At 50.2% G+C, this 13,370-nt stretch carries 15 protein-coding genes and 3 pseudogenes; 9 read left to right on the forward strand and 9 right to left on the reverse strand.

Annotated elements, in window-relative coordinates; all coding sequences use genetic code 11:
• Positions 1-2 precede the first annotated feature (2 nt).
• The 3 genes and pseudogenes from KHX94_RS17850 to KHX94_RS17860 form a co-directional block, all read right to left on the reverse strand.
• Entirely contained in the window at positions 3-260 is a 258-nt protein-coding gene (locus KHX94_RS17850; protein WP_213683510.1) for an HPr family phosphocarrier protein, read from the reverse strand.
• 57 nt (positions 261-317) lie between these two features.
• Positions 318-707, reverse strand: a complete 390-nt coding sequence (locus KHX94_RS17855) for an ACT domain-containing protein (protein ID WP_213681621.1) — start codon at positions 705-707, stop codon at positions 318-320.
• 90 nt (positions 708-797) lie between these two features.
• Positions 798-2,431: pseudogene (locus KHX94_RS17860) on the reverse strand (methyl-accepting chemotaxis protein).
• Between the two features lie 264 nt (positions 2,432-2,695).
• Here KHX94_RS17860 and KHX94_RS17865 point away from each other — a divergent pair.
• The 5 genes from KHX94_RS17865 to KHX94_RS17885 all read left to right on the forward strand — a co-directional run bounded on the left by KHX94_RS17865 (position 2,696) and on the right by KHX94_RS17885 (position 6,305).
• A complete protein-coding gene (locus KHX94_RS17865; protein WP_213681622.1) occupies positions 2,696-3,355 on the forward strand; it encodes a DUF3334 family protein in 660 nt (219 codons plus the stop codon).
• Positions 3,356-3,430: 75 nt separating this feature from the next.
• Positions 3,431-4,645: an RsmB/NOP family class I SAM-dependent RNA methyltransferase gene (locus tag KHX94_RS17870; RefSeq protein ID WP_213681623.1), complete on the forward strand. Its 1,215-nt coding sequence runs from the start codon at positions 3,431-3,433 to the stop codon at positions 4,643-4,645.
• Positions 4,646-4,745: 100 nt separating this feature from the next.
• On the forward strand, positions 4,746-5,573 hold the full coding sequence (locus KHX94_RS17875; RefSeq protein WP_213681624.1) for an AraC family transcriptional regulator: 828 nt from the start codon (positions 4,746-4,748) through the stop codon (positions 5,571-5,573).
• Positions 5,574-5,658: 85 nt separating this feature from the next.
• A complete protein-coding gene (locus KHX94_RS17880; protein ID WP_213681625.1) occupies positions 5,659-5,832 on the forward strand; it encodes a hypothetical protein in 174 nt (57 codons plus the stop codon).
• A complete protein-coding gene (locus KHX94_RS17885) occupies positions 5,811-6,305 on the forward strand; it encodes a LysE family translocator (protein WP_244859222.1) in 495 nt (164 codons plus the stop codon). The genes KHX94_RS17880 and KHX94_RS17885 overlap by 22 nt, the downstream gene beginning before the upstream one ends.
• A 2-nt stretch (positions 6,306-6,307) precedes the next feature.
• On the opposite strand, the gene KHX94_RS17890 is transcribed toward KHX94_RS17885, so the two are convergent.
• Complete coding sequence (locus tag KHX94_RS17890; RefSeq protein ID WP_213681627.1) at positions 6,308-6,727, reverse strand: secondary thiamine-phosphate synthase enzyme YjbQ; 420 nt, start codon at positions 6,725-6,727, stop codon at positions 6,308-6,310.
• A 157-nt stretch (positions 6,728-6,884) separates the two neighbouring features.
• On the opposite strand from KHX94_RS17890, the pseudogene KHX94_RS17895 reads away from it, so the two are divergent.
• The 4 genes and pseudogenes from KHX94_RS17895 to KHX94_RS17910 all read left to right on the forward strand — a co-directional run bounded on the left by KHX94_RS17895 (position 6,885) and on the right by KHX94_RS17910 (position 9,591).
• Positions 6,885-7,161 (forward strand): annotated as a pseudogene (locus KHX94_RS17895) (peptidylprolyl isomerase).
• Positions 7,161-8,843 (forward strand): VRR-NUC domain-containing protein, encoded by a 1,683-nt coding sequence (locus KHX94_RS17900; RefSeq protein ID WP_213681628.1) that lies wholly within the window; start codon positions 7,161-7,163, stop codon positions 8,841-8,843. Before KHX94_RS17895 ends, KHX94_RS17900 begins: the two are co-directional and overlap by 1 nt.
• A gap of 182 nt (positions 8,844-9,025) precedes the next feature.
• On the forward strand, positions 9,026-9,424 hold the full coding sequence (locus KHX94_RS17905) for a hypothetical protein (RefSeq protein WP_213681629.1): 399 nt from the start codon (positions 9,026-9,028) through the stop codon (positions 9,422-9,424).
• Positions 9,421-9,591 carry a hypothetical protein gene (locus KHX94_RS17910; RefSeq protein ID WP_213681630.1) on the forward strand — a complete coding sequence of 57 codons (171 nt, stop codon included), beginning with the start codon at positions 9,421-9,423 and terminating at the stop codon, positions 9,589-9,591. Before KHX94_RS17905 ends, KHX94_RS17910 begins: the two co-directional genes overlap by 4 nt.
• Positions 9,592-9,841: 250 nt before the next feature.
• Here KHX94_RS17910 and hypA read toward each other — a convergent pair whose 3' ends face one another.
• The 5 genes and pseudogenes from hypA to hypB form a co-directional block, all read right to left on the reverse strand.
• On the reverse strand, positions 9,842-10,189 hold the full coding sequence (gene hypA, locus KHX94_RS17915; protein ID WP_213681631.1) for a hydrogenase/urease nickel incorporation protein HypA: 348 nt from the start codon (positions 10,187-10,189) through the stop codon (positions 9,842-9,844).
• Positions 10,189-11,194 (reverse strand): annotated as a pseudogene (gene hypE, locus KHX94_RS17920) (hydrogenase expression/formation protein HypE). The gene hypA and the pseudogene hypE overlap by 1 nt, the downstream one beginning before the upstream one ends.
• Before the next feature lie 67 nt (positions 11,195-11,261).
• Positions 11,262-12,320 (reverse strand): hydrogenase formation protein HypD, encoded by a 1,059-nt coding sequence (gene hypD / locus KHX94_RS17925; RefSeq protein ID WP_425314025.1) that lies wholly within the window; start codon positions 12,318-12,320, stop codon positions 11,262-11,264.
• Positions 12,313-12,555 carry a HypC/HybG/HupF family hydrogenase formation chaperone gene (locus KHX94_RS17930; protein WP_213681632.1) on the reverse strand — a complete coding sequence of 81 codons (243 nt, stop codon included), beginning with the start codon at positions 12,553-12,555 and terminating at the stop codon, positions 12,313-12,315. Before KHX94_RS17930 ends, hypD begins: the two co-directional genes overlap by 8 nt.
• Positions 12,555-13,316, reverse strand: a complete 762-nt coding sequence (hypB, locus tag KHX94_RS17935) for a hydrogenase nickel incorporation protein HypB (RefSeq protein WP_213681633.1) — start codon at positions 13,314-13,316, stop codon at positions 12,555-12,557. The genes KHX94_RS17930 and hypB overlap by 1 nt, the downstream gene beginning before the upstream one ends.
• Positions 13,317-13,370: the final 54 nt, after the last annotated feature.

The following is a 13,370-nucleotide window of genomic DNA, read 5'->3' on the forward strand; positions in this document are numbered from 1 at the left end:
CCTTAACTCAGTGTCATCAACAACTCAGCTATGCGGTCTACGGCTTGTTCTGCTTGTTGCCCTTGGGCAAAAATCCGCACATGTGACCCATGATACAGTCCTAAGGTTTGTAACTTGAACAAACTCTTGGCACTGGCCTGCTTCCCTTGGCACTCGACGATGACGTCACACAAAAACTGCTTAGCTTCCTTAACCAATAAAGCTGCTGGTCGGGTGTGAATGCCGTGAGGAGCGGTGATGGTAACGGTTTTTTCATACATAGACTTCAGACTCATGTTGATCGCAAACAGCCGTTATCTGCTGCTAGCATGCCGCAGTCAGCGGTCATATTCAATGACCTGATAACCTTTCCCGCGTAGTGCTTGTACCGCAGCGTCCAGCTTATCCCATTTAACCAGAATATAGTCGGTATCGAATGTTGACATTGAAAAAATACTAATATTGGCTTCTGCCAGCGTTGTCGCAATCATGGAATGGATACCAGCAGTGGAAAAACCTTTTTGTACTAGTATCTCCAAACAACGCCAGTTGCTTTCTTGTTCGAGACTGTTGAGTTTGATGCGGGCATCAATGACAACCGACAGTTCTTCGCGAGTTTTCGCCAGGAAGTAGCTGGGTTGCATAAACACTTCTGCCGGAATGGGAGTATCGGCGGCAAAGCTGTGTATGCTGTAAAGCGTGGGGTGAATTGCCAGCGTCAGGCGCACAACATATCTCCTCTGGATAACCGGGCATCTTAATGATGCCCGTTAACACATATGTGTGACGCTCCCTGTCCTCTGCTCGCATAATAACCGTCAGGTTCGAAACTGTCCAAGTGCTGCCGCCATTTGCTGGCTGATCTTGCCCATATCGGCAGCGGCATGGCTGTTGCTGGCATTCGCCTGTACCGATACTTCTGTGAGCTCGGAGATATTGCTAACGTTGCGATTGATCTCTTCAGTCACCAATGATTGCTCTTCGGTGGCACTGGCTAACTGGGTGTTCATGTCGGAAATCGCCGCCACCAGTTGCAGAATTTGCACTACTGCACTATTGGCATTTTGTGCATGTTGCTGCAGTTCCTGCGATTCTTTCTGGGTGAGCTGGTTACTCTTCATCACGCTGTTCACCCCATTTTGGATCTCGGCAATGATGGTATGGATTTCGTTAGTGGATTCCTGGGTGCGTGTGGCCAGCGCCCGCACTTCGTCGGCAACCACCGCAAAACCGCGGCCATGTTCTCCTGCGCGGGCGGCTTCAATCGCAGCATTCAGTGCTAGTAGGTTGGTTTGATCGGCGATGGAGCGGATCACTTCCAGAATACTGCCTATCTTTTCGGAAGCATGGCCAAGAGACAGCGTTAAACTTGCTGAGGATTGCAATTCACTCGCCAAGGTGCGGCACCCTTCTAGGGTGTTCTCCATGGTCTGTTTACCCTGCAATGCTTGCTGTTTCACGCTCATGGCGGCATCCGCTGCCTGTTGCGTATTGTTTGCCATTTCCCGGGTGGTACTGAGCATCTGGTTAATGGCTGTCGCCACACTGGCAATCTCTTTATGGATATGATCTGCGCTCTGGTTCGATTCCTGTACCGCATTCATCAATTGCCCGGCATCGGTGTTCAGATCCAAGCCTAGCGGCTTCATCTGTTGCAGGGCATTGGCAATTTTAGCCACAAACTCATTGAAGGCATCAGCCAGCAAGGACACTTCATCTTTGCCTGGGCTGTTGAGTCGTTTGCGCAAATCACCTTCACCCTGGGCGATGTCTTTCATGGCGCGGATGGCTTCATTGATCGGGTGGGTAATGGATTTATTCAACACTAAGAAGAACGCAAAAATTGGCAGCGAGATAATCAGCATGATCACCAGATAATGCAGTGATACTGTGGTCATGGTGTCGTTGATATCGCTGACATAGTTCCCGGTCATTATCGTCCAGTCCCAGGTCTTGTCATAACGCGCCTCAGTGAGTTTTTCTCATCCTGACCGCTTGCTGGATTACGATAGTTATAGGTAATAGTGGCTTTACCGTTGGCTTGGGCATCGCTGATGAGCTTGGCAAATGGACGCTCACCATCAGAAGTCTTTAATTCAGAAATGTGGGTTCCAACCATTTTGGGATACTGGCTGTCGGACAAGATATTGCCATCACTGCCAATCAGAATGTAATAGCCATCCTTACCAAAACGCATGCCATCAAATAAGCGAATGACCTGTTGCTGTGCTGCCTGATCAGGCATGTTACTGGCGTATGCTTGTAGCCGAGTAGCTTCCACAATCGACAGTGCAGAATTTAACAGCGCGTCATTCTGTATCCACTTCTGGCTGATCAGATTGTTGTACTGTTCCTTGATAGAAAAACTGGCGAAACATAAAGTCCCTATCGCCGCCATCACTAACATCAGAATCAATCTTTGCAGGATGGTGAGTTGCCGCAGCAGATTCATTGATGCCTTCCTTTTTATGTTATATTTCTATAAGTTGCAGCGAATATACCGCAATTCCTTTAGCTTTTGAAAGTATTTCGCTAAACAGAATTTCAATCGGTGATCGTGCTCATTTTTCCGTCATAAACGCGCGATACTAAGCAAATTACTTTGCCTTTGTGGAAGCCAGCGGCATAAAATCAGACTACGCTTTATAATTATTTGTTTTCCAACCGGATATTTGTGCCTGTTGCAATGTCCGGATGGCTATCAGGAGTCGCGCAGATGCAGCCATCTCAAGTGATCAATTCGGACGATATTTTACTCAAGTTGTGCCGGTCAGTATCTCAGGTATTATCAACCACTACGGCCAGCCATATTAGTCATGCCGGGATGGTGCAGCGCATCGGTCAGACCCGTCTGCGGCCAGATCTGGGATGCTTCTCGATTTTTGATGGCGGTTTCTCTGGACTGGTGGTCATCAACTTTTCCGCCGATGCGGCGATGGAAATCTACCGGCGTTATCTGCTAAGTATGGGCATGCCTGAAGACGAGTTAGCCATTAAATACACCTCTGATGAAGTGGCGAACGTAATGGGTGAACTGATGAACCAGATGCTGGGTAACTTTATCAATCATGTTTCCAAAGAGTTGCAGACGTCCATCAGCCAGAGTCAGCCTAAAATGCTCACTATCAACCGTGAGTTGACCTTATCGATTGAAGCCAATCTGGATGAACCTGTGACCCGTCGGGTCAGTTTCCGGACTGAGAACAACCATATCTTTTATCTGGAATTCGCCATGGATAATACCGAGTTTATCGGTTTGGCCTCCGTTGAAGTGGAAGAGGAAATGGACCCGGATGATATTCTGGCAATGCATGCCGGCAACGCCAGTCATAGTGGTGATGTCACCGAAGATCTGTTTGATAAGCTCGGTATCTAATCTGTTGAGTCCGGGCTTGCCAAGGCCCGGACATCCTCCTATGATCCCCCGGTTTTGACTGCCGAGGCTGTTGTAATGTCTGAATTCTCCTTATCCATCCGTGCCTGTGAACTCGCAGCGCAAGTTATCCGCGATGTTATCAGTGATGGTGCGCCGTTGGATCGCGCTTATTCCCGGCAGTTTGCTGGCCAAAAATTGGCGCCAGCACAACAAGCGCAGATCACCCGAGCCGTGGGCGAAATTATTCGGCGGTTAAACTTTTACTGTTACCTTGCACATGTGTCACTGGCAGAGGCGGGTGGTCATGCGGCCGAGTTACTGATGGCTTGGCATGCCTACCAGCAGTTACAGGTACCGCGTTGGCAACAAGCAGCGCCACTGGATGCCGCGATACTGGCGCAAAGGCTGCAGCACGCCGACAATGTTGCGGTGTTGCGCGATGGCTGTCCCGCATGGCTGGACACGCTGGGACAAGGTTTGCTTGGCGACGACTGGCCAGCGGAACGGGCCGCACTGGCGCAAGCGCCTAAGCGTTATCTGCGTACCAATCTATTGAAATGTGACCGCAGTCAGCTGCAAGCGCAACTGGCAAAAGAGGGTATAGCAACCGCGGTGGTCGAGGATGTGGCTACTGCTTTGGAAGTCACCTCAGATGCGGCATTGTTTCGCACTGAAGCCTTTAAAGATGGTTGGTTTGAACAGCAGGATGCTGGCTCACAGCATGTTGCTGATGCACTGGATGTGACACCCGGCATGCGAGTGATTGATGCTTGTGCCGGTGCGGGCGGTAAAACGCTTGCATTAGCGGCGAAAATGCAGGGCAAAGGCCGACTACTGGCAATGGATGTTGAACAGTGGAAACTGGATAACCTCAAGGAACGTGCTCGCCGCGCTGGCGCGCACAATGTGGAGACGCGGCTGATCAGTTCCAGTAAAACCATCAAACGCTTGAAATTATCCGCTGATCGACTGTTATTGGATGTTCCTTGTTCTGGTCTGGGGGTACTAAAACGTAACCCTGACACCAAATGGCGCGATACCGCAGCCCGTTTGCCAGTGCTGCAGGCGTTGCAAGCACAGATCCTCGACAGCTACAGCCGGATGTTGAAAGTTGACGGCATTCTGGTGTACGCCACCTGTTCTATTATGCCGGATGAAAATCGGCAGCAAGTTGATAACTTCCTGAGTAATCATTCTAATTTCCGGCTGTTGGATGATGAAAACATCAGCCCGGCGCGCAGTGGCTTTGATGGTTTCTATCTGGCGAGATTGCAGCGCATCGCGGAATAAGCAGATGCTTGCAGCGTAGACGTTGCAGTTTTTTACAAGCATTGCTGCGCCATGGCGGTTACACTGACCTCAATCTGCGCTTATCTGAGTTGCGTTTATCTTGTCAGCACCCGCGATTGAACATCAATTATTGACGCCGGTTAGCGGTATCGAGCTAGTGCGTGCCCGTTATCAGGGTTTTGCCTTTGATCGGCATGTGCATGCTGACTTTCATATCGGAGTGGTCGATTGTGGTGCCCAGCGCTTTATGCATCGCGGATCCCAATATTTACTGGCACCCGGACGGATTTCGCTGATTAACCCGGATGAAGTGCATGATGGTGAAGGGCTGGACAAAGCGCTTTACCAAGTGCGGTTGTTACGGATCAGTGGTGCGGCGTGGGCTCAGTTTGCACAGCAATTAGGATATGCGGCCGAACCGTATTTCAGTGGGCCAGAGATTGTTGAACAACCACTATATCGCGGCTTATTACAACTGCATCAACTGGTGAATCAGCCACACGGCGCCCCCATCGCGGTTGATGGTTTACTGCTGGAGCTGATGAGCGCACTTATCAAGCGTCATGGTGACAACCAGCGACGTTCGGTTGCGGTTGCCGGCGGACTAACGGCATGGCAGATAACGCAGTTAAAGGATTTTCTCTATGCCGATTTAGCCGCAAATCACCGCTTACAGACACTCGCCCAACTGTTTCAGCTCAATGAGTTTCAATTTCTACGAAGGTTTCGGCGCAGTTTGGGTATGACGCCACATGCTTACATCTTGGCACTGCGGGTCGATTATGCCCGACAACTACTGGCGGCAGGCAATGAGGTGGCTGCTGCGGCCAGTGCCGCTGGATTTTATGATCAAAGCCATCTGCATCATTACTTTAAACGGCGTTACAATCTGACACCTGCGCTGTATCGGCGTCAACTTGCCGGTTAGCTGCAATTTTTTCCAATCCTTTCGCCAACGAGTGCCATTACACTGATGCCTATCTAAGGCTTATTGGGTTCACAGAAAATAAACTATGAGTTGGTTGTCGCTGTTATTTACCTTGGGAACCGTGCACGTGGCGGCGTTGGTTGCTCCCGGCCCCGATTTTGCGCTGATGCTGCGAGCCAGTGTTGTGGGGGGCGCCGTTATGCGTTTTTCCTGGCGTTGGGACTGGCCTCGGCCATTATGTTACACACCATTACGGTAACGTTTGCCGCGGCCTTGTTGCAACACTGGTTGCCACAACTGATGTTATGGTTGCCTTGGTGCGCTGCATTGTGGCTGGGATATCTGGGCTATGGCTGTTTGTCTGGAGCGCTTGCCACGCAAGACTCAGTGCAACATAAACCAATGCCCAAGACACTGCGGAGCTATTCTCGCCGTCATGGCTGGTGGACAGGTTTTGCCACCAATGCGTTGAATCCCAAAGCCTATGTGTATTTTTTCAGTGTGATTGCCGGGATGCTGCCACTGCAAAGCCCTCTGCAATTTAAGCTGGCATTAGTGAGCCTGTTTTTCAGCCTAGCGTTATTGTGGTTCGGATTCCTTGGCTGGGCACTGAATATTCCCCGTTGCAGCCAATGGTTGCAGCGTAATAACCGCGGGATTTTAGTCTTTAGCGGCGTGGTCCTGCTGCTGTTCGCAATGTTACTGCTGTTACAGGGATACCAGCGGCTCTGAAATCATTCGCCTTGTAATGTCAGCAATATATGGCGGTTACCGCCGTGATTGCGGTGTTCGCCCAGATAGATGCCTTGCCAAGTGCCTAACGCCAACTGCCCATTGCGTATCGGCAACAGTAAACTGGTGCCGAGCAGACTGGACTTGATGTGTGCCGGCATATCATCGGCACCTTCATAGGTATGACGAAAATAACCGCTGTTTTCGGCTACGACATGATTGCACCAAGCCTCAAAGTCATCGCGTACAGTGGGATCGGCATTTTCATTGAGCGTCAGTGATGCTGAGGTGTGTTGTAACTGTAGATGCAGCAACCCTATGTTGATCGGCTTGAACTGTGCCAATGCGGCGGCAATGTCGGTGGTGATAAGATGAAAGCCGCGGCTTCTTTCCCGTAACTGCAATAGTTGCTGTTGCCACATACGTCTATTCCTCTGTGCTGTTTCTTGCCGTGATTGATGATAGCGGGGATAGCATAACCCCAAAACGCTGCTATTGGATTAACCACTGATGAGCGTTATCTGCGGCTGTGATAAACTGACGGCCAGTCATCATAGTGTCAATTAAGAGAGAAATATCATGGCCCGCGCCAGTGCCCGCCATATTTTAGTCAAGACCCGTGAAGAAGCGGAGAAGCTAAAACAACGCTTAGAAAAAGGCGAAGATTTTGCGCTATTAGCGAAAAAATATTCACAGTGTCCCTCAAAAAACGTGGGGGCGATCTGGGCGAATTTAGTCCCGGCCAGATGGTCAAAGCCTTTGATGACGTGGTGTTTAAAAAGCATTACTTACGATTCATGGCCCGGTAAAAACCCGTTTCGGGTTCCATTTGATCCAGACGCTTTATCGTAGCTGATGATGGCAACAGCTGTGGCAGCCGTCACCTTGCCCGCGGACTATTATTGGCAAAACTTCGAGTTGATGCTGACAAGCGTGGCAGAGCGTTATCTGGATATTTTCCCCGCTGAGCAGCAACGGGCATTACAGTGTTATCAGTCGTTGCCAGACAAAAGTAAAATGTTGCTGGTGCGATTATTATCCCGCAAAGGCGAGTGGTTTCGCCTGGATAAATTGCATTACCGTGAAATTGGCGATATTGCCGATGCGGCGCAACCACTGCTTTGTACGGAACTGTTGCAACAAACGTTGCCACCGCTAGAAATCTGGTTTGGCGCCGTCACGCTAGCGGAGCTGAAAACCCTACTGCATGATATCAATGACCCACAGCTCAGTCCTTGGCGCAGCAAACAACAGTTGTGGCAGCTGTTGCAGGCTGCACCACAGTTGCCAACGCAACTGCCACAATGGCAGCAACAACAGGGGCTGGTTTGGCTGCAACTCAATTGTCAGCCGCTGCTGGAGCTACTGTTGTTGCTGTACTTTGGCAATCGCTATCAAGATCTGAGTCAGTTTGTACTGAGCGATCTTGGCTTGCAGCGCTTTGAGTGTTATGCCCTGACCCGTGAAGGGCGTGCGTATCAGTCCTCAGATGAGCTACAAACCGCCTTATCCTTGGCCGCCTTAGCCGCTAACTGGGAGCAAACCACCCACCAAAAAATGCCGATTGTGTTGGCAGATTGGTTGGCACAATTACCCGCGCCACAAGACAATCCGCTCTTGGAGCGGCGGCGACAGAAACTACTGCTGCAATTGGGGCGAGCAGCTGAACGGCAGCAACAACTAGCGCTGGCCATCTCTTTGTATCAGCAATCTCCGGCGTGGTCTGCGAACGAGCGGTTATGCCGTTGTCTGGAAAAAGTTGACTCACAACAAGCCCTGGCGGCGGTTATCGCGCTCGGGAAACAAGCGCAAAACGAAGCCCAGCAGCAAACGGCCACGAGGATTTTTACACGGCTAAGCAAACAACGCAGAGTTACGGATAGCAGCCAAGTCTTGCCGCCGTTCCAGCAAGTTGTACCGTATAAACCCATTGAGATCAGCTTGGCATTGCTCCCCAACGCGGAGCGGCGGGTGGAACTGTTGACCCAGGATTATTTTTTGGAACAAGGCTTTGATGCCTGGTTTAGCGAAAATAGCGTATTGTGTGGATTATTCGGTTTGGCATTCTGGGACATTATCTTTGCGCCGATAGTTGGGGTGTTTGATAATCCGTATCAGCGTGCGCCCAGGGATATGTATCACGCCGACTTTGTTGCTCGGCGACAAACCTTGATTACCCAGCGGATGGCGCAGCTAGCCAGTGGTGACAAACGCATACTGCAACAGCATTTTGTCAGTAAACAAGGGTTGGTGAATGACTGGGTCAATTGGCAAGTTTTTACTGAACCTCTGTTCAAACGCTGTATCAGCAACTTTTCTACAGAATTTTTACTGGCGTTATTTCAGCGGATATTGCGGGATCCAGCCCATTATCGCAGTGGTCACCCCGATCTGCTGTTATTCGCGGCCGATGGTGCGCCGCAGTTTGTTGAAGTCAAAGGGCCAGGCGATAAGCTGGCCGATCATCAAATTCATTGGTTACGCTTTCTGGCTGACTTTTATCCCGCCAAGGTGTGTTATGTGGACTGGAAAAATTAGCATCTTAGCCATTACTGAGGTTAAGGCTGGCGCAACGATGGCACAGTATTAATCCACTGCTCACTCAATGGCATTATGTTGCAACTAAAATGGTGTGACCGCGAGCCGCCCAACTTGCTATTTGCCTGTTTACGCACGATAACTTGCAATAGCGTTAAGATGAAAGAATGGAGGGACAAAAAGTGAATAAAACGCTATTGATGACCGCGGCGCTACTGCTGCTGAGCAATGTTTATATCAGCCACGCAGATGCTGAGCCCAAGACCTCGCCACAACAGGAGCACCCCAACAAGGCAAATAATGCTCATAAGCCAGTTAAGCCTGGCGCTTCAGCAATGTCTGCTGATAAAAAACATCAAGATAAAAAAATGCAGAACTATCAAGGTCAGGCATCCCAAAACGGTCACGGCAATGATAAAAAACAGGGGCATCAGCCCATGGCACTTGAAAGAGCCAATCCTAATGCCAATGCGGCCTATGCCATTACCAATCACAATAAACATGTGATGCAACAACACTATCAACGTATTTTGGGAAGGTTGAGCGCCATCAGCGCCCGACATGGCACAAAGGGGAGGTGATCCCTGAACGGTATCGTCCATACATTACGCCAGCCCCTAGTGCCTTGATCCGGCGTTTAAACGATATTCCGCCAGGGTGCAATGTTGGTTATTATCAAGGTTATAGCGTGGTTTATGATCCAACGACTTTTGCCATTTTAACGCTGGTCGATCTGTTAGTGGATTAATCATTGGCCTGAAGCCATGTTGTTGCATGAGGTTAAGTCATTATTCTTTGTGCTGATGCGATTTTTTTAGAACGTGTGTGCATCAAACAGTTAGCTCGAAGCGTGATTGCTTATTAAATGCTTAATGATTAACGGGATTGCAACAGGCTCGTTTGCGGTTTTCTAGCAACTGCTGCACAGCAGCTTACTTCATAAAAAACGGACTGTGGATAGGGTATCGACAGTCCGTATTAACGCTAACTATTTAAGCTCAATCGTAAATCAGTTCCAACTGCATCAGCAGCATCTCTTCACCACCGCTGACTTTAATGTCACGACTCTGGCAAACCGGGCAAAGGTAGGCGATGTCGTCAGGAATCGAGTGGGCACCACAGGCTTTGCAATCAAGCTCCAGCGGTGCGACATCCATTTCCAACTCGGCCCCTTTGCACATGCCATCTTCGCGGAAAGTATCGAAGGCGGTTTTGACCAGTTGTGGTTCAACGCCGCTGAGGGCGCCGATTTTTACCGCCACTCTGGCAATCCCTTTGGCCTGATGTTCTAGCGCAAGCTGTTCACACTGTTCGATTAATGCGCTGACAATGGAAAACTCGTGCATCAGCAGATCCTCGGTAACAGTTCACCGGCGGGCAGTTCCAGATAACGTTTGCTGCCCCAAGGTGAATGCAGGATCACTTTCCCGGCATTGGCCTCGGTGACCGTACCAACAATCCGCGCCTGATCGCAATTGCAGAACTGGTGCATGACGGTAATGGCTTCGGCGGCAATTTCCTGGGGCAGGGCAATCACAAAAGTGCCTTCGTTGGCTAAATCCCAAGGCTCGAAACCGTAAAGTTCACAAACTCCGCGCACTTCATCGCGTACCGGAATCACTTCTTCGCTGAGTTCAATCCCAACATTGGCGGCTTTAGCCCATTCATTTAGCACCGCCGCAATACCGCCACGAGTGGCATCGCGCATCGCGTGCAATTCCAGATTGGCGGCAATCAGTTGTTCCACCATCGGCCACAGCGTAGCGCAATCGGATTGCAGCTCGCTTTCCAATTCCAGCCCCTCACGCGCCGCCAGAATCGCCGCACCGTGACAACCAATGTCGCGGGACAAAATAATGACATCGCCAGGACGCACTGCGTGGACTGAAATCCCCGGTTTGATGATGCGGCCAACCCCGAGGTGTTGATAAACACTCCGTCAGCACAACCTTTGGGCACCACTTTGGTATCGCCACAGACAATTTTAGCGCCGCTTTTTTGCAGCTCAGCCGCCATGGTTTGCACGATTTCTTTGAGTTTGGCGATTTCAAAACCTTCTTCAATGATGAAACCACAACTCAGGTACTGCGGTGCCGCGCCCATCATTGCCAGATCATTTACTGTACCGGCAATCGCCAATTTGCCGATATTGCCGCCTTTAAAAACAGTGGTGAAACCACGAACGAGTCGGTAGTGAAGGCGATGGGGCCGGTCATGTTAAGACTGGCGGCGTCTTCTTCCTGCCGCAATATCTGGTTATCAAAGGCTTGAAAAAACAGTTTGCCAATCAATTCCGCCATCTCGCGGCCACCGCCACCATGACTGAGTTGGATCTGTTTCGGGGTCGACATGGTTATTTTACTCCTGCATAACGGTAGTAGGCGTTGCACGCACCTTCGGAACTTACCATGCAGCTGCCTAGCGGGGTTTGGGGGTGCAGCCACGACCAAAGACTTTACAGTCCTGCGGCTTGGCTTTACCACGCAGAATATCGCCACACTGACAGGCTTTGTGATCGTCAATCTCTTTGACCGGCAAGCGTTCGCCGTATTTGAGTTCGGCATCGCGATGGCGGTATTCCGGTTTGAGCATCAGTGCTGAATTGGGAATTGGGCCTAGACCACGCCAGCGGAAACTAGGGCGCACAGTGAAATATTGATTTACCTTCTGCTGCGCCGCTTCATTGCCTTTGTAACTCACGGCACGTTCGTACTGGTTTTCCAGTTCGCAACGACCTTCTACTTTCTGTTTGACAATCGACAGGATTGACTGCATCACATCCACAGGTTCAAAGCCGGATACCACCACGGGTGTGTGATAGTTATCAACTGTAGGCTGATAAATCTGGCTGCCGGTGATAACACTCACGTGTGACGGGCCGATAAACGCATTTACCCGAGTTTCAGGATCGGCCATCACCGCATCAATCGCCGGTGGCACCAGCACATGATTGATGTGGAACAACAAATTGTTGATGCCGAGCTTTTCTGCCTGTTCCAGTAATACAGCGGTCATCGGTGTGGAGGTTTCAAAACCGATGGCGAAATACACGACGGTTTTGTCAGGATTCTCCTGCGCAATTTTCAGTGCGTCCAGCGGCATATAGATAGGGCGGATATCACAGCCCTTAGCGCGGAACTGTGCCAGTGAACCTTCGGAACCTGGTACTCGGATCATGTCGCCCAAGGTTACCAAGATCACATCGGGGATCTGAGCCAGCGCGGCCGCTTGGTCAATGCGCTCTTTTGGCATGATACACACCGGGCAACCTGGGCCGTGAATAAACTCAATATTATCTGGCAGCAGCTGTAATAGACCGTATTTCATGATGGTGTGGGTGTGACCACCACAGACCTCCATGACATTCACCGGTTCTTCCAGTTTTGCCGCCAACTGCTTGATTTGTGACGCCAGCTCTGCAACGGTACGGGGGTCGCGGAAACCATCATAGAGCTGCTTGAGTTGCAGCTCAGGCATCGGCGGCCTCCATTTTTTCTACGATCTCTTTATACAGTGCCAGGCTTTCTGCGGCGGAATCCGCATCGATTTTGTTCATCACAAAACCTATGTGGATCAACACGTAATCACCCACGGCTAAGGGTTCTTCCATCAGGTGACAACTGACCGTACGTTTTACGCCAAGCGTATCAACGGTGACACTTTGTGTTTCCGGATGCAGCTCAACAACTTGCGAAGGAATTGATAGACACATCAGACAGTCTCCAAAGTGGCATTGAATGCCGCCAGTTCGTTTTCAAACCAGTGGGCAACTTCCAGCATGCTTTCTTTTTCTTTGATAGAAACGCAGATCACCTTGGCATTAGGATTGAGCTTTTGCACTTGGCTTTTTGCCACTTCGGTATCAAAGTCAAAATAAGGCAGCAGGTCACATTTGGTGATCAATACCACATCGGCTTTGCGGAACATGACCGGATATTTTTCAATCTTGTCTTCGCCTTCTGGCACGGAGACCAGCACAACGTTTTTGTGGGTGCCGACATCGTAACTGGCAGGGCACACCAGATTGCCCACATTTTCAACAAAGCAGATATCCATGTTATCCAGAGGCTGTTGATGTAGCGCTCCGTGCACCATAAAGGCGTCAAGATGACAGGCGCTGCCGGTCTGGATCTGTACTGCGCTGATGCCTTTAGCTTTCAGTCGATCAGCATCGCGAGAGGTTTCCAGATCGCCTTCAATCACACAGAATTTCTTGCTGGTGTAGTCACCAAGATGTTCCAGCAACGTGGTTTTACCTGAACCTGGACTGCTCATCAGATTGAACGCCATTACGCCGTGTTCTTCAAAATGCTCACGGTTATGGGCGGCTTCAACATCGTTCTTGTCGAGGATTTTATGGATCACTGACAAGGTTTTCTTGTCGTTGAGCTGTGGGTTAGTCGACAGCTCATGATGGTGGTGATCATGCTGATGATCATGTCCTGCAATAGAACAACCGCAATCTTTACACATAGCAAACTCCGGTTTGACTGTGGGCTGACATCACAACGTCAGCCGGTTTAAATT

The organism is Shewanella dokdonensis, assembly GCF_018394335.1.
Classification (GTDB): Bacteria; Pseudomonadota; Gammaproteobacteria; order Enterobacterales; family Shewanellaceae; genus Shewanella; species Shewanella dokdonensis.